The 22,714-nt window shown below is 47.5% G+C and carries 19 protein-coding genes and 1 tRNA gene; 11 read left to right on the top strand and 9 right to left on the bottom strand.

Going from position 1 to position 22,714, the window contains the following annotated elements:
• Positions 1-13 precede the first annotated feature (13 nt).
• Genes BMZ56_RS16280 through BMZ56_RS16300 form a run of 5 tightly spaced genes read right to left on the bottom strand, consistent with a single transcriptional unit; the run spans position 14 to position 10,025 of the window.
• Positions 14-2,542, bottom strand: coding sequence for a hypothetical protein (locus BMZ56_RS16280; protein ID WP_090628870.1), 2,529 nt, complete (start codon positions 2,540-2,542; stop codon positions 14-16).
• Positions 2,529-3,968, bottom strand: coding sequence for a RagB/SusD family nutrient uptake outer membrane protein (locus tag BMZ56_RS16285; protein WP_090628519.1), 1,440 nt, complete (start codon positions 3,966-3,968; stop codon positions 2,529-2,531). The genes BMZ56_RS16280 and BMZ56_RS16285 overlap by 14 nt, the downstream gene beginning before the upstream one ends.
• Before the next feature lie 17 nt (positions 3,969-3,985).
• Positions 3,986-7,192 carry a SusC/RagA family TonB-linked outer membrane protein gene (locus BMZ56_RS16290; protein WP_090628520.1) on the bottom strand — a complete coding sequence of 1,069 codons (3,207 nt, stop codon included), beginning with the start codon at positions 7,190-7,192 and terminating at the stop codon, positions 3,986-3,988.
• A gap of 46 nt (positions 7,193-7,238) precedes the next feature.
• Positions 7,239-8,720: an L-fucose/L-arabinose isomerase family protein gene (locus BMZ56_RS16295; protein WP_090628522.1), complete on the bottom strand. Its 1,482-nt coding sequence runs from the start codon at positions 8,718-8,720 to the stop codon at positions 7,239-7,241.
• 54 nt (positions 8,721-8,774) lie between these two features.
• Positions 8,775-10,025, bottom strand: coding sequence for an MFS transporter (locus BMZ56_RS16300; protein WP_090628523.1), 1,251 nt, complete (start codon positions 10,023-10,025; stop codon positions 8,775-8,777).
• Positions 10,026-10,192: 167 nt separating this feature from the next.
• On the opposite strand from BMZ56_RS16300, the gene BMZ56_RS16305 reads away from it, so the two are divergent.
• From BMZ56_RS16305 to bcp, 4 genes are all read left to right on the top strand, one after another.
• Positions 10,193-10,945 (top strand): GntR family transcriptional regulator, encoded by a 753-nt coding sequence (locus BMZ56_RS16305; protein ID WP_090628525.1) that lies wholly within the window; start codon positions 10,193-10,195, stop codon positions 10,943-10,945.
• A gap of 70 nt (positions 10,946-11,015) precedes the next feature.
• On the top strand, positions 11,016-11,627 hold the full coding sequence (locus tag BMZ56_RS16310; RefSeq protein WP_090628526.1) for a fumarylacetoacetate hydrolase family protein: 612 nt from the start codon (positions 11,016-11,018) through the stop codon (positions 11,625-11,627).
• A gap of 13 nt (positions 11,628-11,640) precedes the next feature.
• On the top strand, positions 11,641-13,335 hold the full coding sequence (locus BMZ56_RS16315; protein WP_090628527.1) for a M23 family metallopeptidase: 1,695 nt from the start codon (positions 11,641-11,643) through the stop codon (positions 13,333-13,335).
• Between the two features lie 19 nt (positions 13,336-13,354).
• On the top strand, positions 13,355-13,819 hold the full coding sequence (gene bcp, locus BMZ56_RS16320; RefSeq protein WP_090628529.1) for a thioredoxin-dependent thiol peroxidase: 465 nt from the start codon (positions 13,355-13,357) through the stop codon (positions 13,817-13,819).
• A gap of 1 nt (position 13,820) precedes the next feature.
• Here bcp and BMZ56_RS16325 read toward each other — a convergent pair whose 3' ends face one another.
• Together BMZ56_RS16325 and BMZ56_RS16330 are read right to left on the bottom strand one after the other, a co-directional pair.
• Positions 13,821-14,225, bottom strand: a complete 405-nt coding sequence (locus BMZ56_RS16325) for a hypothetical protein (protein WP_143072949.1) — start codon at positions 14,223-14,225, stop codon at positions 13,821-13,823.
• Between the two features lie 4 nt (positions 14,226-14,229).
• Positions 14,230-14,874 carry a 4'-phosphopantetheinyl transferase family protein gene (locus BMZ56_RS16330; RefSeq protein WP_090628532.1) on the bottom strand — a complete coding sequence of 215 codons (645 nt, stop codon included), beginning with the start codon at positions 14,872-14,874 and terminating at the stop codon, positions 14,230-14,232.
• Between the two features lie 75 nt (positions 14,875-14,949).
• Here BMZ56_RS16330 and dcd point away from each other — a divergent pair, with 75 nt between their 5' ends.
• Positions 14,950-15,486: a dCTP deaminase gene (gene dcd / locus BMZ56_RS16335; RefSeq protein ID WP_090628533.1), complete on the top strand. Its 537-nt coding sequence runs from the start codon at positions 14,950-14,952 to the stop codon at positions 15,484-15,486.
• Here the strand turns inward: dcd and prfB are convergent.
• A protein-coding gene (prfB, locus tag BMZ56_RS16340) for a peptide chain release factor 2 (protein ID WP_143072950.1) occupies positions 15,487-16,573 on the bottom strand; the annotation gives its coding sequence in 2 pieces (ribosomal slippage) (positions 15,487-16,512 and positions 16,514-16,573; 1,086 coding nt in all).
• 66 nt (positions 16,574-16,639) lie between these two features.
• Here prfB and BMZ56_RS16345 point away from each other — a divergent pair.
• From BMZ56_RS16345 to BMZ56_RS16370, 6 genes are all read left to right on the top strand, one after another.
• Complete coding sequence (locus BMZ56_RS16345; RefSeq protein ID WP_090628535.1) at positions 16,640-17,389, top strand: UDP-2,3-diacylglucosamine diphosphatase; 750 nt, start codon at positions 16,640-16,642, stop codon at positions 17,387-17,389.
• Between the two features lie 10 nt (positions 17,390-17,399).
• Entirely contained in the window at positions 17,400-17,963 is a 564-nt protein-coding gene (locus BMZ56_RS16350; protein WP_090628537.1) for a Crp/Fnr family transcriptional regulator, read from the top strand.
• A gap of 81 nt (positions 17,964-18,044) precedes the next feature.
• Positions 18,045-18,374: a DMT family transporter gene (locus BMZ56_RS16355; protein ID WP_090628538.1), complete on the top strand. Its 330-nt coding sequence runs from the start codon at positions 18,045-18,047 to the stop codon at positions 18,372-18,374.
• A 71-nt stretch (positions 18,375-18,445) separates the two neighbouring features.
• Entirely contained in the window at positions 18,446-19,519 is a 1,074-nt protein-coding gene (gene prfA, locus BMZ56_RS16360; RefSeq protein ID WP_090628540.1) for a peptide chain release factor 1, read from the top strand.
• 66 nt (positions 19,520-19,585) lie between these two features.
• Positions 19,586-19,659 (top strand) — tRNA-Asp (locus BMZ56_RS16365).
• A gap of 112 nt (positions 19,660-19,771) precedes the next feature.
• Positions 19,772-20,200 carry a hypothetical protein gene (locus BMZ56_RS16370; RefSeq protein WP_143072951.1) on the top strand — a complete coding sequence of 143 codons (429 nt, stop codon included), beginning with the start codon at positions 19,772-19,774 and terminating at the stop codon, positions 20,198-20,200.
• 125 nt (positions 20,201-20,325) lie between these two features.
• Here the strand turns inward: BMZ56_RS16370 and BMZ56_RS16375 are convergent, their stop codons facing one another.
• Positions 20,326-21,417 (bottom strand): Fic family protein, encoded by a 1,092-nt coding sequence (locus BMZ56_RS16375; RefSeq protein WP_090628543.1) that lies wholly within the window; start codon positions 21,415-21,417, stop codon positions 20,326-20,328.
• Positions 21,418-22,714 lie beyond the last annotated feature (1,297 nt).

The following is a 22,714-nucleotide window of genomic DNA, read 5'->3' on the forward strand; positions in this document are numbered from 1 at the left end:
TTCATTTCAACTCCTACCAAGACACCACCAATGTACCGGTGACGTCCGTTAACAGAAAATAGTTACCCAGTTCGTCATCCTTTCTTTCAAAACGAGCGTGTCCTTTCTTCCAGGGATAACCGGCGTTCACATAGGCATGAAAATGCTGTTCATCCACGTCGTCCGCAGCATAGACACGTACCGTTGCGCGATTCAATCCCGATACGCTGTATCGCTTTTTTATTCCCCGTTGGCCCGAATGCAATTCTTTATGCGAAACCATCCCTTCCCCTTGTTCGATAAATATCCTGCACTCCCTATTCCACGCTGTTGGCAAGGTATACGTCGAACAACTATCGGCTAAAACAGTTTCCAAGCCAAGTAACAAGGGAGCCCCCTGTTTGAACTTCATCCGTTGCCTGACCGTACTATTGGGATGATATCCCGAAAAAATAAATGCGTTGTTTGAGCGAGCGATGGTGAGCACCGGACTTTTTACTTCGGGCGACTGTTTATCGATTGCTAGGGTGGTACCGAACGCTTCCAATACATACCGGAGCAGGAGCGGACCCGTGAAATATTTTTCAGGATTGTCAGGCGTTAGCAGGCGCCCCCCGGTGAAGTTACTCGAATTGGTTCCCCGTACATAGGCCACCTGCCCACCCTTCCATGCAGGATCAGCCCGCACCCAAGCCGCGTCGCGGGTTTGTCCCTCTTGGGTAGCTTGTGCCAGCACCTTCGTATAAGGGTCCGCCGTATTGTTGACAACGGTCCGGAACCCGCCGCCACTGAAAAGTTCGCGGTGATTAAGTAGCCGTGGAAAATCGTTCTCCAATTGATCGGGTTGACGCTTGAGATCCACCGTAAATTCGCCCGACAAGGGGGTCTCATTTTTTAGATTGAGCAGCTCTCGGAATGAATCGCTGGAATGGTCAACCGGACCAAATACGATTAGTTTACCCCCTCCTTGAACGAATGAAATCAAGTCTTTTTCCAGGGATGACCCCGCATCCGGTGCAATGGTAACCAGCATGGATTCCTTGAAAAAATGAGGGGACCGTGCAACCACGGAACGGAATGAAGTAGTGGAGATGACGGTATTCAACGGAAATCCATTGTTGATCGCTTGCCGTATAAACCAATCGCCGTAGTAAACTTCCGGCAACCGATCGCGGTGGTCATATGCCCAATCGTGGTATTCATCAAACGGATATACCCACACCAAGGGACCTGGAGCCGTTGGCTGATCATACCTTGCTTTCAGGATGTGGGGTATCACCTCATCCGGCACCTGCGTAGGCATGTTGCCATACGTATCATCGATCGTCAAGAAACTCAGGTGGGTGGGCACAGCGACGTTGCCATTGCTGTCAATCCGGCTAACCGCCATAGGCAAATAAATATCGTGTGGCTCCCGCCCGTAGCGATCCAGCCACGGACTATTCAGCCACCAGGGGTCGTGCGTATAATACCGGAACAGAAACCGGTTGTCGGGCAACTCGGCCATGCGCGATAGGTAACCGACCAACTCAAGACCGAAATCGCCGTCGAGCGCTGCCCAGGGAGAGTTCGGCGGGGGTAGCATATTGAAACCACCGTCGTAGATCGCCCGCAGGTCGACTGCATCCCGTGCCAGATCGGCACCCACCGACAGATTCGTGCCACGCGTCTGGATCGGAAAATCCGGGCATTCCTGCCGAAACAGTTTCCAAAAACCCAGTACTTTATGGGAGAATTCCGCCAGCTGATCTTGCCGAAACCCCTTTCCATCAAATATCGCTCCGGTAGACGACCAGCCTTCGGCACCGAAGCCGAAACCATTGCTGAGCCAGATAAAATCAAAAGCCAGGTCTGTCAAAAAGTGTTGGCTTTGCCTGCCGAAGAATGTTCCAAACGGTGTCTGATCGGGTATGCCCGTTGGAAATCCAGCATATTTGTCTCGATCGCCGTTTAGCACGGCGTAACAGTTGACAAAGGTTTTATGCCCCATGGCATTGCCGCCTAAGATCTCGGGATGCTTTTGGTATTTGAATTCCGACTTAGCGAACTCTGGCCCGGGGTCAAATGTTGCCCCCACCTGGATTGGCTTACCCGTAACCTGTCTGCCTTCTTCTTTCAATGCCTGAATGATGAATCGTAAATCGCCGTAGGTAAACTTCGGCGGATCGTCCACATAGAGAAATGCCCGCTCGTGAATCGATAATTCCTCCGGCCCGGACCCCACCTCATGCTCGGTATTCGGATTTCCCATATAACGTGCCCACTCCAGAGGCTGCCCCATCCTACCTTCGTAGTCAAGAATTTCCGATCCATCGCCGGTCCAGAGCATGATGGAAACCGTATCGGCATGCCGCAATAAAGACTGCCATTGCACAAACATTTCTTTGGCGACGGCCCTTATGTAAGCCTTTTCGTTGATCTTAAAGGGTTTCAGTGACGCCTCCAGCGTAATGTTGTTGAACGGCTTCCCCGCTAATGTTTCCAGCTGATACTGACCATGGGCTTCCAGGGACAGGAGCAACCCGATCAATACCCATCCCGTAAGTAATTTAATAGTCTTCATTTTGGGTAAGATCATCATTTAATTCGATTTCAGCGAGCGGAATGGGGAATAATAACTCATATTCTTCCACTGAAAAATTCTGATTCTTACCCGCGTAATAGGCATTCACCACTTCCCGGGTGTGTCCGCTACGAAGCAGGTCAAACCACCGATGCCCTTCAAATGCAAATTCCACCCTTCGTTCATTTTCGATGGCTTGTGTACAGGTCTGCTTGTCCAAACCGTCCAAATCACCCAATCCCACGCGATCCCGCACTTTGTTGATCTCGGCAAGCGCGTCGTCCGTTCGGTCAAGACCGTTTAATGCTTCCGCATACATCAGTAACACATCCGCATACCGGAGTACCGTAAATGTTATGGCTCCGTCGGATGTCGCTACGGCATCCCAGTCGACGAATTTCATAGCATATCTGGCATACGTCTTGTTTCCATTGATAAGCGGCACGGAATCATTCACGGAAACATCTTTTCTTCCATCCCCTTCTTCATACGCGTTAAACAGATTCAATGAAGGCGTGATCCGGCCCGACCCCTGCAGGTTATTCGGAAAAATCGCCATGCTGGTAATCGCTGGTGTAAACAATGCGGAATAGTTATTACCCAATCCCCGCCCCCTCACGTATTGGATTTCCAAAATCGACTCCTCCAAATTGTTGTTCCCTTCTGAAAACAACGCACCATAATCCGCATGCAGTCCGTATTGTCCGGACGTTATTACCTCACTCAGTTCAGTTGCAGCTGCGTCAAAGTTACCCCGTGTCAGGTAGACCTTGCCCAGCAGGGTTTTCACGGTACCGATAGATGCACGTGTTTTATCGCTATTGAGCGTGGAGGGGAGCAGCGATTCCGCACTTGACAGATCATCGATGATTACCTGATATACCGCATCAACGGGTTTTCGAGTTAAATCGGCTTCGGCGATCTGTTCGGGACTTGAAAATTCCTCCGCCGTGATAGGCACTTCACCGAATAATTGGACCATGTAGAAGTAACTGAATGCACGCAGGAATTTGGCTTCGCCGATGATTTTATTTTTTGCCTGCTCATCGAACTCAGTGTTGCCAATACGGTTCAAGATGGTATTGCATCGCGAAATGGTCCGTAGGCAGGTATTCCATATTCCCCGCACCGTACCGTTTGTTGAAGTGAGCGCATTCTGCTCGAACTGCATTTCATCGGTAGACGGAGAAGTCCAGTGAATTTCTGCGTTATCGGTTCGTAATTCCGCCGCGTAGAGCATGGCACTGCCACTGTATAAACCACGGAAACTGCTATAAGCACCCAGCAATGCACGTTCAAAATCGTTTTGATTCTGATAAAAGCTGTTATTGCTGATCTGGTGCTCCGGATTTAATTCCAAAAAATTGTCACACGCGCTCAGGCTGGCGGCAATCAATATCGAAGCTAAAATATGTGTTCTTTTCATCACCTTGCTAGTTTTGTTTAGAAGTTTACCCGTAGTCCCAATGTGTACGTCCGTGGATTCGGATACGCGAAGAAATCGACACCGGTCATCCCAATATTGTCTCCGCCGGTACCACCTTCCGGATCGTAGCCAGGATAATCGGTGAATGTGAAAAGATTGGTCACATTTCCGAATACCGAGAGGCTCTGCAACCGGATCTGATTGGCGACTGCTGCGGGAAAATTATAGGCTAAATTTACATTTCGGACTCTGATAAAGGATCCATCGAATAGGTATTTTGTGGTGCCTGCGCTAAACCCGAAAGCATAATCGTTCCGGATGGCTCTTGCGATCTGTCCGGATCCGGGTTGCTCCGGGGAACGCCATCTGTCGGCCACGATGGCCAATTGATTCTGAACGCCTGCAGCGTTTAAGGAAACCTCGCCTCCTTGGAAGTACATGTCGTTTCCATGGGAAGCGTAGATATCGACGCTGAGCGAAAGGTTTTTATACGAGAAATTGTTTCCGAATCCCCAGGTAAACTTCGGCCAAGGGTTTCCCACAATCATCCGATCTGCCTGTGTGATGTTCCCATTTCCATCTGCATCCTGAAACCGGTAGTCGCCCGGTTGTACCTTCGGATGCTGGATCGGGTTTGCAGCTACTTCTTCTGCCGTTTGGAAAATACCGAGAATATTCAATAGGCGGAAGCTGGCAATCGGATAACCGACTTCGGCGACCTGATAACTGGACGTGCTTAAGCGTGCACTTTCGGTATTCAGTTTCAGCACTTTGTTCCGGTTGAAGCTGATGTTAAAATTTGAACTCCAGTTGAAATGCTCTCCCATGATGTTCCCTGTATTCAGTGCAAACTCCAATCCTTTATTTTCGAGCTCCCCTACATTCTGTACCGACGACGAAAAACCAGAAGCCGCGGGTAGGGTGACCGAAAGCAGCAGGTCTTTTTTATGGCTTCTGTATGCATCGGCAGTCAATACAATCCGATTGTTAAACAATGCGAGATCTACTCCCAGATTGGTTTGATACGATTTTTCCCAACCCAACCGATCATTGGCCAAACTGGATGGAGAAATACCCGAGATTACCTGCCCATTTGATACGATGGGTGAAATACCCAAGAGTCCCAAACTTGCATAATTCCCGATCAGGTTATTTCCGGATACCCCATAACTCCCCCGTATTTTCAAATCATTGATCGCCGTGACATCCTTCAGGAACGCTTCCTCTGAAATTCTGTAGGCCAAAGAAAGGGAGGGAAAGGTTCCCCATTTATTGGTTGTTCCGAACCGGGAGCTCCCATCTCTCCGCAGCGTACCCGTAATCAAGTATTTGTCGGCAAATGAATAGTTAAAGCGGGCAAACCAGGAAAGCATGGACCATTGGGTCATGTAGTCGGTTCCCGAAGAAACGATCCCGGCAGCTAAATACGGTACATCATCTGTTGGGAAATCGGTCGCACCGGCCTGCAAGATATCGTCTGTATTTTTCTGTGCCGAAAACCCGATAAGCGCATCAATGTCGTGTTTTTCGTTTATCCGCTTACGGAAGTTCAAGGTATTTTCATTCAGCCAATTGATGGCATTAATCCGTGTTACACCGGCGATGGCCGCCCCGGTACGGCTGGTTGCCAAGCCAATTTTGGACGACTTCCACAATCGGGTTTGATTACCGGTATAGTTAACCCCAATGGAAGACTTAAGCGTCAATCCGTCCAATATGCGGTATTCCAGGTAATTATTCGTGAATACATTGGCATTCTTCCGCTTATCGGAAAACTCGTCTGCGATCAATAAAACATGCTCGACGGGTATCCCCAGTACGTCCGAAAATTCGGAATAGTATTCGCCGTTTTCATCGTAGACTGGAATGGTGGGATCGCTCGCAACAGCCGCAGAAATCAAGCCCCGATACTGCAGGTGCCCTTCGGCCCTCGCCACATCGGCATACGAATAGTTTCCGGCTACCGAAACACCGAGCTTGAGCCGGGAAGTAAGATCGACATCAAGGTTTGTCCGAAAGTTGAATTTATCAAAATCCGACCCAATAATGATTCCGTTCTGATCCATATACCCGCCCGAAACAAAGTATCGGATCCCGTTTCTATTTCCGGTAGCAGACAATTGATAATTCTGCACGAGGGCCTGCCTGAAAATCAGGTCTTGCCAATCCGTACCATACCCATTGTCGGCAAACTGCTCCGGATTGCGAAACGCAGGTTTAACATATTGCCCGGTTCCCCTTACGTCGTTAGGATCCGAAGCATTCCCCCCTGCAAATACCCAGGCATTATCCCGGCCATCCGCTACAAATTCGGCATACTGCCGGGGAGTCATCAAATCAAGTTTTTTCTGTATTTCCTGCAAGCCACTTGAATGCTCAAAATTGATGGTTGACTGGCCGTATGTACCCCGTTTGGTATTGATGATCACCACACCGTTCGCACCCCGGGATCCGTAAATAGCGGTAGCGGATGCATCCTTTAATATTTGGATGGACTCGATATCCGCTGGGTTGATCGTGCTTAATGGGTTTACACGGGTGACAGAACTTGCATCGATCGCTCCATCGACTGAGTAGGATCCTGACGCATATCCGCTCAGGTTGGATCCACCGCCACCTGTGCCGATTGCGTACCCATCCACTACATATAGCGGCTGGTTACCGCCGGTAATGGAATTGACGCCACGGATTAATACATTTACGTTTCCCCCGGGTGCGCCGGAAGTCTGCGTAATCTGCACGCCCGCTACTTTGCCTTGCATCATCTGGTCAAAACTATTTGCCGCAGCTACGGGAACCAGGTCTTTTGCCGTCAAATTAGTTATGGAACCGGTTACATCCTTTTTTCGCTGCGTACCATACCCGACAACCACCACTTCCTCCAGTTGCTCTTCATCGGAAACCAACGCGATTGCTAACGATTTCGAATCGTTAACGGTAATGGTTTGTGTCACATATCCGGTGAAAGACACGACCAATGTGGCCGGAATGGAAGCCTGGATACTAAACCTCCCGGCATCGTCTGTTTGGCCAGCCTGATTCGTTCCCCTTACGCTGACAGTAGCGCCCGCAAGCGGCGAACCGTCGGACGAAGCAGCGACCTTGCCCTGAATGACGGTGGGCTGGGACGATTGGCCAATCGCCAAATGTACGGGTAGCAGCAAGCTGCCCCACAATGCGACTATCCAACATCCGGCTAACTTGAATTTGGAATAAGACATCATAATCTAAAAATTAGTTAATGGTTATAATTGCTGTTATTCATCTCCTTTATTCGGTCACTACGACTACTTCCACGCCGAGATATTCTCCTATTTTCCGAATGGTATCGGCGTGATGCCCCACTCCCAATGCAAAATGGTGGGTGGGTCCTTCTTTCATCCACCGATAAAGAAAGGTCCGGACATCGGGCTCGAAATAACCCCGTGTGTTCGTATTTCCTGTGGGTGGAATCGGACCAGCTACCGACTGACCTTGTGCGACAATAAATTTGAACGTACCGTTGTACGTGGAGTTAATGCTCAGCATGGTTATCGGACCCTCTTTAATTTTAAATTCGACACTTGCGCCCGAACCGTACTTCCCGTGGTATTTTTTCAGACTACGCAATACGGGCTTGCCTTCAGCAATCGCGATGTTATGCGGACCATCGTGTCCTACCAAGACAAAATCTTCTAGAAAATCAACGGGATGGAATTCCGCAAAACTTCCCCCTATTTCCAACCGATCCATAATCAGCATCGCGATGCATGTTTTCAAATCCGATTCGCCGCACATGGGAAATCCGCGCGACGTCAGGAGTGAATTGCCGACAATCAGGTTTGACATGACCAATCGGGTATCGCTATTTTCAGGACCTTCGTAGTAATAAGCGAGCCCATCCAACTGTTTCTCCGTCACAAAACGTTCCAGTGCCACGGTTATACGCGCTGCGGTTTCCAGATCACCATCCGTTAATTTTTCAGAAATCGGGTCGGATACCGGCTCGGGCGTATCAAAAAAACCGAGAATATCCTCTTTGATACGATCTGAGGCAGTTTGATCGACCTGCTGGTATTGGGTCACAATTTCGTGCGCTTCGCATTGGAGGATATGCGCGCCGAAAAACGCGGTTAGCATGGTCGAATCCGAATGCATATCCAACATCGATTCAATGGGATGTCCGATATGACCGATCCGTGCCGTTCGAAGATCATGCAATACCCGGGCGATCCGGCAGTACTCCGCGATTTTTTCTTCGGCAACTGCGTCGTCATACAGGGTTCCAATAATCATGTCTGGCACCCGCTTGCCCATGCGGGCAGCCACGCCTGCAAATTCGGGAAGGGCACAGATATCGTCATTGTATAATTGCATATACGTGGAGGCCCGGCTGTAATCCATCGCCTTGTCGGGCTGCAAGGCCACCAGCACAATGGGAATATCGATGCTCTTGATGACGATTCCGAAGGTATTGGAGGTTGCGTAGGTGAGCATGTCACAAAAAATAAGATCGAGGTCTCCGGCCTTTAAACGGGGGACAAGCTCATAGGCTGCCTGCACATTGTCTATCAATCCAAAGTCTACAATCGTCACATCCTGATGCTGCAATTTCTCAACGAACACACGTTGTTTTTCGAACATCGCTTCCCGCAGTCCATCAAATTGTGCCCAATATTTATAATAGGCTACCCCAAAAACACCGATTTTGGGTTTGGATCTGCTTTGGACATGCCCTACACTCCCGTTTGCTACACTGTTAGAAGAAGTCATATATAGTTTTTAAAAATATTACTTAACGCACTAAGTTAAATTGAACAAAAAAATTTACACCTCACGGCGGCCGTTAACCCATGCGGGCCGCAACGTTCCTATTTGCCGGATAAATAGTACTAAAATGAGAAACCCTAACGGGTACATGACACCGGAAGCGATCCATAGCGGGGTATATCCCATTGACGTGACCACCCATCCGATCAAGGGGTTCACAACCAATGCCGACAACGCTCCAGCGGTACCCGATAATCCCACCACGGTCGAAGTGGCTGCTGCTCCGAACGTATCCGCTATGGATGTGATGTAATTGGTGATCCAAAAGCCATGGGCAAACGTAACCAAGCTCATCAGGCACACGGCCAGCTCAACCGACGACACAAATGCAATGGCTGGCGCGACCATTGTCAACAAAGCAGCCATACCCATCACGGTCTTTCTACCCCGATCAACACTGAATCCTAACCTGTTAATCAATCCATCCGATAGCCATCCACCCAGAATATTCGATATACCGAGCGCCAAAAAAGGAATCCAAAATAAATTGCCAATGGCTTCATAAGACACGCCCCGTTCGGCACTTAAGTACTTGGGAATCCAAAACATCAAAAAGTATAACACCGGATCCAATAGAAACCGGATCACAATAAAGGCTCTTACTTCCTTGATTTTGATGAGGTGTGCCAATGGGAACACACGGTGCTCAACCGGGTTTTCCACATCTGCACGGGGAGCCGCTCTTCGGTGCCGATTCGGTAATAAAAGCCATAGGATGACCCAAACAATACCAATCAAACCTGGGATTACGAAACTCCACCGCCAACCATGCGCGCTGGAAATCCAAATGGTTAGTGGCGGTGCGATCACCGCGCCAATCGCCGATCCCCCAATCGCGATGCCATTGGCCAACGCCCTTTCCTTCTTGTCAAACCATTCGTTGACCGCCTTGGCTGCTCCCGGGAAGCAACCGCCTTCACCCACGCCCAATAGGAATCTGAATGCAGCCATTTGATGGAAACCGGTCATGATACCGTGCAGTACGTTCGCTACAGACCAGACGCCGACAGATGCTGCTAACCCTATTTTTCCACCATAGCGATCGATCAACCATCCACCTAACGTAAACATCAGGGCGTATCCCACCAGGAAACTGGTATTGACCCATCCGTATTCTACATCTGTCAACCCAAAAGCTTTTTCGATTTCGATGATCGCAATCGACAATACCTGCCTATCCAGGAAACTAAGCCCCGTCGCGATAAACAGCATCCATACTACAAACCACCGAAGTTTAACAGATCCCATAATTGGTTAACGCACTAAGTTTATAAAAGCAAACATAAAAACCTTTCGTCTTATTACCAAAATAAATTGTATTTTTATTTACATCTTTCTATTTCATACGGAATAACACAAAAAAACACGCTATTATTGTATCATTAACTTTGTGCGTTAATATAAGGAGCCGAAGAATGACAAAGGACACCTCAAATAAATTCACGACGATCAGCCAAGATATCATCGAACGGATACGGAATGGGGAATACCTGCCGGGCGATAAGATTCCGTCTGAAAACGAAATCATCCATCGCTATCGGGTTAGCAATACCACGGCACGGAAGGCGTTGTTGGAGATTGAGTTGAAAGGGTGGGCAAAACGCATCAAGGGCAAGGGGACGTTTGTGCTCAACCGAACCGAAGACAGGCATTTACTCCGCACATTGGGTTCGGTCATTGATACACGAACGGGTTTCCACGAAAAACTGAGGGCAGAAGGTTTTGAACCTCACAATTTCATCTTAGAGAAAACCATTTTAAATGAAGGTGTATCGTCCGAAATCGGGGGAAAACACCACATCATTGAGGGTCCGGTACTGAAAGTCCACCAGCTCCGCTATGCGAATGACGTTGTAATGAAAGATGAAACCAAATACATCTCACTGGAATTGTGCCCCAAAATCCAATTGCTCCCCACTGAAGTTTCGTATTTCAAAATCTATGAGGAAAAATACCACCTTACCATCGCCGATGTAATGCAGACATTGAGCGCGGAAATTATGGCTCCTGACGATGCTGAAAATCGGTTCGAAACCGCTGAGGCAATACCTGTCTTCGTACTGGATAGCGCCGTGATTACCCAAACAAACCATACGGTGGAACTGGAAAGATCGTTTTACCGCGGCGATAAATACCGGTTTGCGATCCACGCCAACCCTAAGTTTTGACATCGCCGGCTTATTTATTCGCTTGTTTCGTGGCAAACCGGTAAGTTTGCAGGAAAACAGTCTTATACAGATGAAGATCATTGCCATTGGCCGCAACTATATCGAACATGCAAAGGAGCTCCATAACCCAGTACCGGAAAAACCGGTCATCTTCCTCAAGCCGGATACGGCTGTATTGAAAGATAACCGGGACTTTTATTATCCGGATTTCTCCAAAAACATTCACCACGAAGTGGAAATCGTGCTACGGATCTGTAAGGAAGGAAAGCACATCGGCGCGAAATTTGCGTCCACTTATTACGATGCCATCGGGCTGGGAATCGACTTTACGGCGCGGGACATCCAACAGCAGCATAAAGAGAAATCGCTGCCCTGGGAACTAGCTAAAGCATTTGACGGTTCGGCACCCGTGAGTGAAGTGTTTCCGAAGGAAACGTTTGGCGATGTGTATGACCTGACATTCCGGTTGGATAAAAACGGTGAGACCGTACAACTGGGCAACACGCGGGACCTGTTGTTCTCCTTTGAAGACATCCTCGTGTTCGTGTCCCAGTACATCACGCTACGCAAAGGGGATCTCATTTTCACCGGTACCCCTGCAGGCGTCGGCCCGGTGGCTGTCGGTGATCTATTGGAGGGCTTTATCGGCGATCGTCAACTGTTTCGTTTTTATGTGAAATAATATCAACGGTTTCATGAGGTTTATTTTTGTCTTTACGATTATCTACACACTTGCTATTGCCGATGCGGACGCACAGCTTCCCCTTATCAAAAACCGCGAATACCCGAAAGGGTACTTCCGGAGCCCATTGGCTATCGCTCCTCAAGCGTCTGGCACCTTTGCTGAATTACGTTCCACACATTTTCATGCGGGCGACGATTACCGCACCCAACAGCGGGTGGGTCTTCCCGTATTCGCGGTGGCCGATGGCTATGTTTCGCGGGTGCGCGTACAGATTGGTGGAGGTGGAAACTCGGTTTATATCACCCATCCGAATGGTTATACGAGCGTATACCTGCACATGCAGGAATTCAGTGCTCCATTGGCAGCCATCGTCAAGGCAAAGCAATACGAGTTACACCGCTTTGATGTAGACATTCCACTGGATGAAAACACCGTTGTCGTAAAAAAAAGTGACCGTATCGGTCTATCGGGTAATTCAGGCAGTTCCCAGGGGCCGCACCTACACTTTGAAATCCGGGATACGAAAACCGAGTCACCGCTGAATCCGCAATTGTTCGGCCTGCAGTTTCCCGATAATATACCCCCTATCATCCGCGGCATCACGATCTATGACCTGGCGGACGACCCCTTCAGTGAACACACACCCCGCAGGCACCTCTCGCTTACCGATAAGCAGACGATTCCGGTAAATGGGCGGTTCGGTGTAGGAATCAATACCGTGGATCGACATAACGGCACCTCCTTCAACAATGGGGTATACTCCATCGAACTGTTATTGGATGGCCAACCCATCAGCACAGTATTATTTGAAGAACTGTCGTTTGAAACTTCTGGCTCTATCCATTCTTATATCGACTATCCCTATTACATCCTGAAGAAGACCCGGGTACAAAAAAGCTTTAAGGACCCCAATAATCCCGTGAATATTTTTCATTTTCTCAAAGGGGATGGAAGCCTCACGCTGACGGATGAACAAGAACATACCCTCAGCTACCGCGTACGCGATGCGCATGGTAACACCAGTACGCGGGCATTCAAGGTACGGAATACACCCTCTTATGTGCCGGTACGCCCACCTATTAGCGAAACGGAAATATTCCGCTACGACCGGGAAAACCGTTATACCGCCGGACACCTCGAAGTCGTTATGCCGAAAGGTGCCCTATATGACGACCTGCATTTCACCTATTCCGAGGGAGCACGCCCAAAAGATGGCTATTCGATGCTGCAGCACGTACATAACCGTTTTATACCACTCTTCCAAAGCTACGAACTAAAAATTATGCCCGACGCAGCATTGACCGATGCACTAAAACCGAAAGCAATTATCGTTGACATCGAAAGAAGGTCGCACGGAGGTAATTTCGAAGGGGGCTGGGTACGTACGAAAACACGGTCTTTCGGAAGCTTCTACGTGACTGTCGATACGCTTTCGCCCACGATCCAGCCGCAGAATATCAGCGAAGGTAAGGATATGGGCGCAATAAGCCGGGTTAATTTCAAGATTTTTGACGATCTGTCGGGCATTCAGTCGTTCAACGGATACATCGACGACCAATGGGTACTGATGGAATACGATTCAAAATCGCGGTCGCTTTGGCATGTGTTTGAGGGCAGCCTGGCGAAGGGGAAGCATCAATTCCGGCTGGAAGTTGTGGATTGGAAAGACAACCGGAAAACCTATGAAGCAAATTTTATAAAATAACATAACAGCAAACACCCGAATGACGAAGCTTAACGTAGGGGATAAAGCCCCGGCCATCACTGCGAAAAACCAATACGGAGAAACGGTCTCATTGGCAGATTATCAAGGAAAGAAAATTATCCTCTATTTTTATCCGAAAGACAACACACCCGGTTGCACCACCGAGGCGTGTAATTTCCGCGATAATTATCAATCGCTCCTGGCGGATGGTTTTGAAGTAATCGGTGTTAGTGTCAATACGGAGCGCTCGCACCGGAATTTTGCCAAAAAGTTTAATCTCCCTTTTAATTTACTTGTAGATACCGATCAGAAAATTGTCAATGACTATGGTGTCTGGGGCGAAAAAATGCTGTTTGGAAGAAAATACATGGGTACGCTGCGCACGACGTTCCTTATTGATGAGCAAGGCATCATTACGCATATCATCGACAAAGTGGACAACGAGCGGGCCTCCCAGCAAGTAAGGGAATTGCTGGCCGGTTAAGTTAGGATTCGCTATCCAGCTGAGCCAAAATTGCACTTTTTCTGGCAATATGTGCAAACGAGATTATTTTGTGTTCACGTTCCAACGTATCATAGAGGAGTATTACTTTCTCCCAGATTACGCGCCTATCCCGGGCATCATCGGTCACCGTACCCAGCACATCCAGAAAGTCGGCCAATAGCCCCAATTCTTCCGGCTTCAGATCTTCTCTTTTGAATTGCTGAATGAATACATTGGCTGGGGTTTCCAGTAAATCCGTTATGTTGGTACCAAAATACTCTCCAAGTACCTCCTGTATCGTCGAGAGGGCCTGTGTTTCCTGTCGCTCTTCAATGAGTCGTTTTACCTTTGCCAGTGTATGGCTCAGCTGCTGCATCTGTGCAGTTAATGAATCTCTTTTAAGCATTTTCTTATAGTTGACCTTCCGTCACATATCCCAGCATGTATTCCTGGAATTTTTCGTAATATACCTTAAACAATTCTTTCCTATCAGGAGCCGCCAGTTCCAAAAACAACACGCCCTGATCTTGAAAATCAAAGGCCCGTATAGTCATGTTATCTTTAAATGAAACCCCCTTGTTTCCCTGCAATTTATATACGGCTTCCTTGGCGCACCAACAGGCGTATAGCTTTTCGATGTGATCTTTTCCGACCACTTCCAGTTCTTCTGCCTTCATGAACTTATCTGCAATGCGTAGGATTTTCGGTTTCACCAACTCGAGGTCAATTCCGACCTCCCCGCGGTCGCTCATCATCACCGCTGCATAGTCGAAGGAGTGTGTCAGCGAAATACGCTGCGGGAAATTTGCCAGATACGGCTTGCCATTTTCGTCGGATGGGCAATTGATATAACCCGGCGTATCCAGCATTGTCCGCAGCAAGACACGGGTAGCCAACCAGTGCAATGTGCGCTTGCCTTTGTTCAGCCGGTTAAGTACAGCCTTCTCACGATCATCCAGTTGCAAGCGACCGATAAGATCTTCCGCAGATTCTTCGATGCGCCAAATTGCAAAGCGAACTTTATTATCGAACTCGCGTAAGTATACTAATGCCATGTAGTCAAACTTACATAAAAACTACCAATTATTACGCTATCTTTGGCGGAATGATTTTTGAAATCAACATCCACAATGATCTTATCTGATAAACGCATACTGGAAGAAATTGACCGGGGATCGATCATCATCGAGCCCTTTCGCCGCGAGTGCCTGGGCACCAACTCCTACGATGTCCATTTAGGAAAATACCTAGCCACCTATAAGGATCGGGTACTTGATGCCAAAAAACACAATGAAATTGTTCATTTCGAAATTCCGAAGACCGGTTTTGTGCTGGAGCCCAATACGCTTTATCTTGGCGTGACGCTCGAATATACAGAAACACATCACCACGTGCCTTTCCTGGAGGGCAAATCAAGTACGGGACGTCTTGGTATTGACATCCATGCCACAGCCGGCAAAGGTGACGTCGGATTTTGCAATACATGGACACTGGAAATTTCCGTAGCGCAACCTGTTCGGATTTATGCCGGTATGCCCATCGGCCAGTTGATCTATTTTGCCGTTGAAGGGGATATCGAAATCCTGTACAACACCAAGGGAAATGCCAAATACAATAATAAGACTACCCGTCCGGTGGAGAGCATGATGTGGAAGAATGAATTTTAGTTATTTACCTCCAAACTCCATTAAGTACGCCTTCAAAAATTCATCGATTTCCCCATCAAGCACCGCTTGCGTATTGGAGGTTTCGACATTGGTGCGCAAATCTTTCACCAGCTTATAAGGGTGCAATACATAGTTCCTGATCTGTGAACCCCATTCGATTTTTTTCTTGCTACCCTCTATCGCCGCGGTGGCTTCTTGCCTTTTGCGCATTTCGATTTCGTACAATTGTGATTTCAACAAGCGAATGGCATTTTCTTTATTCTGGAGCTGTGAACGGGATTCCTGATTTTTGATGATAATGCCTGTTGGCTTGTGGTGTAAGCGTACCGCTGTTTCGACTTTATTGACATTCTGCCCTCCTGCCCCGCCGGATCGGAATGTATCCCATTCGATGTCGGCATCCTTCACTTCTATTTCAATGTTATCATCAACCAAAGGATATACATATACCGATGCAAACGAAGTGTGGCGCTTGGCATTGGAATCAAACGGGGAGATCCGAACCAGCCGATGCACACCGTTTTCGCCCTTAAGATAGCCGTAAGCAAAGTCACCCGAAAACTGTAAGGTAACTGTCTTGATACCTGCCACGTCTCCCTCCTGGTAATCCTGTTCGGTTACTTTATAGCCATTGCTTTCGCCCCACATGATGTACATCCGCATCAGCATGCCCGCCCAATCGCAACTTTCGGTACCCCCGGCACCAGCGGTGATTTGCAACACCGCATCCAGTTGATCTTCCTCGGCACTTAGCATATTTTTAAACTCCAGTGTCTCCACTTTCGCTAACGCACTGTCATATTGCTCCTGAAGATCGGCTTCCGATGCATCCCCCGATTGGTAAAAATCAAACATGACCAGCGCGTCATCCACCGATGCGGCGACCTCGTCGAAATGGTCGGTCCATATTTTCTTGCTTTTGATAGATTGCAGCGTCTTTTCTGCCGCTTTGGAATCATCCCAAAAATTGGGCTGCAATGTGATATTTTGTTCGGTTTCTATCTCAGCTTTTCGTGCATCGATGTCAAAGATGCCTCCTCAGGGAAGCTGCTCGATCCCTCAAGTCTTGTATCTGTTCCTTGGTCATGGGGGCAAAGGTAAGTAATTTGGCGACAATTGTACATCACAACAATTTTATCTAAGTTTGGCCGCAATGACAGCGCGCAATAAGATCTATTTTGCTTCTGACTTTCACTTAGGAGCACACCCCCGTTCAACGACCCGCGAACGGGAGTTGCGCATCGTGAGCTGGCTGGATACCATCAAGGCGGACGCAGCCGAGCTGTATCTAATGGGCGATGTCTTCGACTTTTGGTTTGAATATGCCACGGTGGTACCCAAGGGTTATATCCGCTTTCTGGGCAAGCTGGCCGAATTAGCAGATCTAGGTATAAAAATCATACTTTTTAAAGGAAACCACGACATGTGGATGTTCGGTTACCTGAAAACTGAATTGGGCGTCGAAATCATGGACAACGACTTGGTCATTGAGCGGGGTGGAAGGACCTTTTACCTGCATCACGGGGATGGATTGGGCCCTGGTGATCGCACATACAAGGTCTTAAAAAAAATATTTCGGAGCCGTTTTTGCCAATGGCTATTTGCCCGGCTACATCCCAACTTGGGAATCGGTATCGCGCAGCGGTGGTCTGCCCATAGCCGGATCGCTTCCGGCGGACTGGAAGATTTTCAAGGTGAAGACAAGGAATGGCTGGTTGTCTACGCGAAGTCTATACTTGAAAAACAACATTACGACTACTTTATATTTGGGCATCGCCATCTCCCTTTGGAAGTAGACCTACCCAAAAACAGCAAGTACATCAATCTGGGTGAATGGATAAATTATAATACTTACGCCGTATTTGATGGGACGCAATTGACATTGCGTCAGTGGGAACGTTAGTTTCACCCGCATGGATATCCTCACGATCATATCCCGCATTGCGCCCTTACCTTTGGCTTCAGCGTATCGTCTGGCCGCTATAGCACGTCCCACCGCATTACGCAAAGGTCACTTACTTTTCCGGGCCGAGCGGTTGGAACGTGATATTTACCTCCTTTCTCAAGGACTTGCCCGTGTCTATTATCACCATCGTGCGAATGACGTGACCTTATGCTTCGGGATGGAAGGCGATGCGCTAATCTCACTGCGAAGTTACATTCAGGATACTCCAGGTTATGAAAATATCGAACTACTGGAGAACAGTGAATTATATGGCTTGAAAACAGCCGATTTGCGTCGATTATATTCCAGTGATATCCATATTGCAAACTGGGGAAGGAAACTGGCCGAACAAGAATTGATAAAGACAGAAGAAAGATTGATGTCTCGACAATTCAAAACAGCCGCCGAGCGTTATAACGAGCTCCTAAAAAATCAGCCGAATCTTTTACAGCGTGTTCAACTGGGACACATTGCATCATACCTGGGCATCAGTCAGGTCACGTTGAGTCGTATCCGTGCCGAAATCAGGTAAAACCATTTTTTATCATTTGTAAAAAATTGAAAGCCTTACAATACGGATATTTGCACGAGGAAAATAACCCACAAGTTTGTTATGAATTGGATCATCTTGATTATTGCCGGTTTGTTTGAAGTAGGATTTACGACAAGCCTCGGCAAAGCAAAAACCACCACCGGTATGGAATCTATGTGGTGGTACGCCAGCTTCGCCATTTGCCTTACGCTAAGTATGGGTTTATTAATACGCGCTACTCAAACGTTGCCACTCGGCACCGCCTACGCGGTATGGACCGGCATCGGCGCTGTCGGTACGGTATTAATTGGCATTATCTTTTTTAAAGAACCAGCTACCTTGTGGCGTGTCGTCTTTATCACCACCCTGATTGGCTCAATAATCGGCCTCAAGGCGGTGTCGCCGCATTGATATCGTACCCCAACTTTTTACATCCAAAAAAACCGGTAAAAAAGCGTATTTTTGTGCACAGGTAACAAGTTATGCTAGAAAAATTAAAAGCCATAAAAGACCGGTGGGAAGAGGTGGAACGCGAATTAAGCAGCCCTGAAGCCATCAATGATATGAAACGATTTGCCCAGCTCAACAAAGAATACAAAGATCTCGGCAAGATCGTAGACCAATACCATATTTACAAAAATATGGTCAGCAACATGGAAACCAACAAAGGGATCCTAGCCAACGAAAAGGACCAGGAATTGCGTGAAATGGCCAAAGAGGAGCTGGATATCCTCCTGGAACAAAAGGAAGCCAAAGAAGAGGAAATCCGGTTAATGCTCATTCCGAAAGACCCAGAAGATTCCAAAAACGCCATATTGGAGATTCGGGGCGGCACAGGTGGTGACGAGGCGGCCTTATTTGCTGGTGACCTCTATCGGATGTATACACGTTACTTTGAGCAAAAGGCATGGCGCGCTGAAGTAATGGATGTGACAGAGGGCACTGCAGGGGGCTACAAAGAAGTTATTTTGAAAGTGACCGGAGAAGACGTATATGGCCAGTTGAAATACGAATCGGGTGTACACCGCGTGCAACGTGTCCCCGACACCGAGACACAAGGCCGCGTGCATACATCGGCGGCATCCGTGGCCGTACTTCCGGAAGCTGAAGAGGTCGATGTAGAAATAAACCCTGCGGACATCGAAATGCAAACCTCCCGCTCGGGTGGGGCAGGCGGCCAGAATGTAAATAAGGTGGAGACCAAAGTGCAACTTACCCACAAACCCACCGGAATTGTAGTCGTTTGCCAGGTAGAGCGTTCGCAACTGGCCAATCGCGAACTCGCCATGGAAATGCTGCGGTCAAAGCTGTATGAACTGGAAGTGCAGAAAAAACATGGAGATATTGCCGCCAAACGGAAGACAATGGTCTCCACGGGCGACCGTTCTGCCAAGATACGCACCTATAATTATCCACAGGGACGGGTGACCGAACACCGCATCGGATTAACGATGTACAACCTTCCAGCCATTATGGATGGTGATATTCAGGGGATTATCGATGCACTCCAATTCGCGGAAAATGCCGAAAAAATGAAGGAAGGCGCAACATTATAAATATTTTAAAATTTTTATTTGCAAATAGCGAAAACACGCTATATTTGCAGTCCCGAAAGGGAAGCAGGTTCGGTAGTTCAGCTGGTTAGAATACATGCCTGTCACGCATGGGGTCGCGGGTTCGAGTCCCGTCCGGACCGCCTCAGAAACCTCCTCTAAGATGATTAGAGGGGGTTTTCTTTTCCAGGGAATGAAACTCCCACCAAAACTCCCACCGGGTTTTCGGGAAGTCTGGGAACAATGCTGAAAAATATGGCCACGGCGACAAGGAAATATAAGGAGCCTAAGATCGTCCGGGCCAAACGGGGCTGGTTCATCAAACTGCCCTTCTTGTGGCCGGAAAACCACCCCTCCCCCAACGGCAAGACCCACAAGGTTTTCGAAATCTCCGGAGGCGTAAACCGGATCCATGACTTGCGGGAACGAGAAGCGCTGCTGAAGGCCATGCTGAAAGAACTCAAAAGCATGCTCGAAAACGGTTTCGACCCCTTCTTCGAACACGAAGAGCAGGCGTTTGCGGGACAGATTGCCGAAAAGAAAGGCGAAATCCAGCAAATCGAGCAGGCGGAGCAACATCCGCATGGACATCCGGCGAAAGAAGGCTGGTTGGGTTGGCTTGTGTTTATGCCGGAATTTTTTGGCATGCCCCGAGCCAATGGCCGAACTTGGTGCCGGAATTAGGGCTTCCAGGATGTTATTGAATGTCAGTTTCAGAACCGATAGCGGATTCTGCCGGACTATCTTTATCGGATTATTGATAAGCCGTGTACGGCTAAATGCCGTAGTGTCTATCGGAAAGCGATCCTTTAGCTTAAGATGGAAAGCAATCGATAATTGATGTAATAAGTAGTCCGACCTATTTTCTGCGTCCTTAATATATCGCTTTCGACCAGTCTGGAAAGCCAGACCGATGCGGTTTGCCGATGTGCTATCCGGTTACGTTCCAGTATTTCAATCTTGACATAGGGCAGGGTGAAAAGAAGTTGCAGCAATTCATGTTTATAGGACGCGCCGAGTACCTCCTTCATGGATTTTTCCAACGCTTCCCGCAATCCGAGCATCTCCTTTATCTTAGAGACGGTCAGTTGGGCTGTTTCGGATATGGCCGTAAGCATGTACATAACCCAGTTTTCCCAGTTCCCCGCTTCAGTTATTTCCCTCAATAACTGGTAATATTCATTTTTGTAACGGACGATATAGGAACTCAGGTAAAGTACCGGATAGTCCAATAAACCTTGTTGCACAAGATACAAGGCATTCAATATCCTTCCTGTCCTGCCGTTGCCATCGGCAAAGGGGTGTATCGCTTCGAATTGGTAGTGCAATACCGCGAGCTTGATCAGCGGATCGGTTTCCCAGGCGGTATCACCATTGATGAAATGTTCAAGTGCGTCCAGTTTTCCACGGATTACGTCTTCACCCGTAGGTGGTGTGTATATGACTTCGCCATTGATGGCATTTTTCAGTGCGGTGCCGGGGATTTTCCGGATACCGGCATCATTGCGTTTGATGGTCCGGACAATTTCAATCATTGTTTTGGTCGTGATCAGGCCATGCCGTTCTTTCATCAGCCCAATACCGGCATAAAGCGCTTCCCTATAACTCAGGACTTCCTTTGCTGCGTGGTTTTCGACTTTGTCCCCCTCCAATGTTGCCTTATAGAGTTCATCCTGCGTCGTCACTATGTTCTCGATTGCGGAACTGTCCTTGCTTTCCTGTAAAATCAGTGTATTTATCAATAATTGCGGATCGGGAAGGCTCTGGCATAGTCCCTTCAATTCGCCTAGGTATCGCGAAGCCTTGGCAACCTGTTTCAAAATGACCGGTGTTTCCAAATCAACCCCCGATGGGGGTAAATCCGGTAGCTCGTTAAAAGGTATTGTCCTGTTAAAACTCATTGAGGGTGATTATTTGGGTTCAATTCGACATAACGGAATATTCATGTCGTGCCATTCAACATTAAATCTATTTCATGTCGAAAATATACATAAAATTCGACATAAACAATTTTTTATGCCGAATGCCCACGCATTAGAAAGGCACCACCGTAATCGGCCGATAACACGTCAATAAATCCAACTTTTGTATTATTGAAATATCCGGATCGCCCTTCCTGCGCGATGACATAATTTAAACAAGAAAACAAACATAACAGTGGAAACAATAGCAAATTAATTTTTTTCATATGGTTGATTGGCTGAACCCGTTCCTTCATATTAAAATTTTTCGCATCTAATATGTTTCACATCTATTTATCTAATGTGGCTGCGAAAGTATATTCAGAAATGGGAATAATTTATAAAATGCAACGAAATGAAGAATTATGTATACGACCCAATCAGAACTATATTTCGACATTTAATGTTGGAAGATGTAACTCATTCAATGTGGTTCAAAAAAATACATCCTTGTTATGTTTTAGACCAGCTACCAAGATTGGTTTTGTAACATTAAACAGGGTGGCTACGTCCTACCAGGTAACTGATAAATCATTGAATTGTTCAAAATCCCAAGAAGAATTCATGTATTAACAATTAAAACATAAACATTATGAATCCCAAGACAGTTAAATACACAATGCTTCTGGTATTATGGGGTTTACTTTCATGCAAGAAGCAAGAAAGCGATTCCGATTTGCCGTTCTCCCAAACCTGTGATTTTTCGGATTCCGATGTCGAGACAGTTACCAGGTTAACAGGCTCGCTAATTTATACGAATAATATTATGGATATTCCCCCGTCTGCACTTCCTCCCAACGCTGAACATGCGTTTCTCATTCGGTCGGCCGGTCGTTTGCAGATGGTTGTCTGCAACATGCCATCCGATTTCGAAATGGAGGTTGGGGAATCAAGAAATATAACATTCAGTGCCGTGTTGTAGTGTTTTCAGACGGAATAAGACCTGACGAAACCGATGCTGCTAATACTTGGATCGAACTGAGATATTTAAAATTTGAATAACCGAAATTTTCGGGACTGAAGATTTGAATTTACTTACAATATGAAAAGAGTAATTTTGATTGCAACTGCTGTCCTAGCATTTCAAAACTGGTGGACGATCCTTCCCGAATCTTCAATGGCACCGTCTTTGACTGCAAGTCTCAGTCCTTTGATATCGGTGGGGACTATGATAACGCGTTCCAGAGCGTCTATTGGTAGTCTATTCTAAATTTTAAGGAGAAGACCGGTTGGATTA

Origin of the sequence: Parapedobacter indicus (assembly GCF_900113765.1) — a bacterium.
GTDB lineage: Bacteria > Bacteroidota > Bacteroidia > Sphingobacteriales > Sphingobacteriaceae > Parapedobacter > Parapedobacter indicus.

Excerpts from the sequence above, each read along its gene's own strand:
- BMZ56_RS16280 (WP_090628870.1), bottom strand. The coding sequence starts at position 2,542 with ATGAAGACTATTAAATTACTTACGGGATGGGTATTGATCGGGTTGCTC.
- BMZ56_RS16285 (WP_090628519.1), bottom strand. The coding sequence starts at position 3,968 with ATGAAAAGAACACATATTTTAGCTTCGATATTGATTGCCGCCAGCCTG.
- BMZ56_RS16290 (WP_090628520.1), bottom strand. The coding sequence starts at position 7,192 with ATGATGTCTTATTCCAAATTCAAGTTAGCCGGATGTTGGATAGTCGCA.
- BMZ56_RS16295 (WP_090628522.1), bottom strand. The coding sequence starts at position 8,720 with ATGACTTCTTCTAACAGTGTAGCAAACGGGAGTGTAGGGCATGTCCAA.
- BMZ56_RS16300 (WP_090628523.1), bottom strand. The coding sequence starts at position 10,025 with ATGGGATCTGTTAAACTTCGGTGGTTTGTAGTATGGATGCTGTTTATC.
- BMZ56_RS16305 (WP_090628525.1), top strand. The coding sequence starts at position 10,193 with ATGACAAAGGACACCTCAAATAAATTCACGACGATCAGCCAAGATATC.
- BMZ56_RS16310 (WP_090628526.1), top strand. The coding sequence starts at position 11,016 with ATGAAGATCATTGCCATTGGCCGCAACTATATCGAACATGCAAAGGAG.
- BMZ56_RS16315 (WP_090628527.1), top strand. The coding sequence starts at position 11,641 with ATGAGGTTTATTTTTGTCTTTACGATTATCTACACACTTGCTATTGCC.
- bcp (WP_090628529.1), top strand. The coding sequence starts at position 13,355 with ATGACGAAGCTTAACGTAGGGGATAAAGCCCCGGCCATCACTGCGAAA.
- BMZ56_RS16325 (WP_143072949.1), bottom strand. The coding sequence starts at position 14,225 with ATGCTTAAAAGAGATTCATTAACTGCACAGATGCAGCAGCTGAGCCAT.
- BMZ56_RS16330 (WP_090628532.1), bottom strand. The coding sequence starts at position 14,874 with ATGGCATTAGTATACTTACGCGAGTTCGATAATAAAGTTCGCTTTGCA.
- dcd (WP_090628533.1), top strand. The coding sequence starts at position 14,950 with ATGATCTTATCTGATAAACGCATACTGGAAGAAATTGACCGGGGATCG.
- BMZ56_RS16345 (WP_090628535.1), top strand. The coding sequence starts at position 16,640 with ATGACAGCGCGCAATAAGATCTATTTTGCTTCTGACTTTCACTTAGGA.
- BMZ56_RS16350 (WP_090628537.1), top strand. The coding sequence starts at position 17,400 with ATGGATATCCTCACGATCATATCCCGCATTGCGCCCTTACCTTTGGCT.
- BMZ56_RS16355 (WP_090628538.1), top strand. The coding sequence starts at position 18,045 with ATGAATTGGATCATCTTGATTATTGCCGGTTTGTTTGAAGTAGGATTT.
- prfA (WP_090628540.1), top strand. The coding sequence starts at position 18,446 with ATGCTAGAAAAATTAAAAGCCATAAAAGACCGGTGGGAAGAGGTGGAA.
- BMZ56_RS16370 (WP_143072951.1), top strand. The coding sequence starts at position 19,772 with ATGGCCACGGCGACAAGGAAATATAAGGAGCCTAAGATCGTCCGGGCC.
- BMZ56_RS16375 (WP_090628543.1), bottom strand. The coding sequence starts at position 21,417 with ATGAGTTTTAACAGGACAATACCTTTTAACGAGCTACCGGATTTACCC.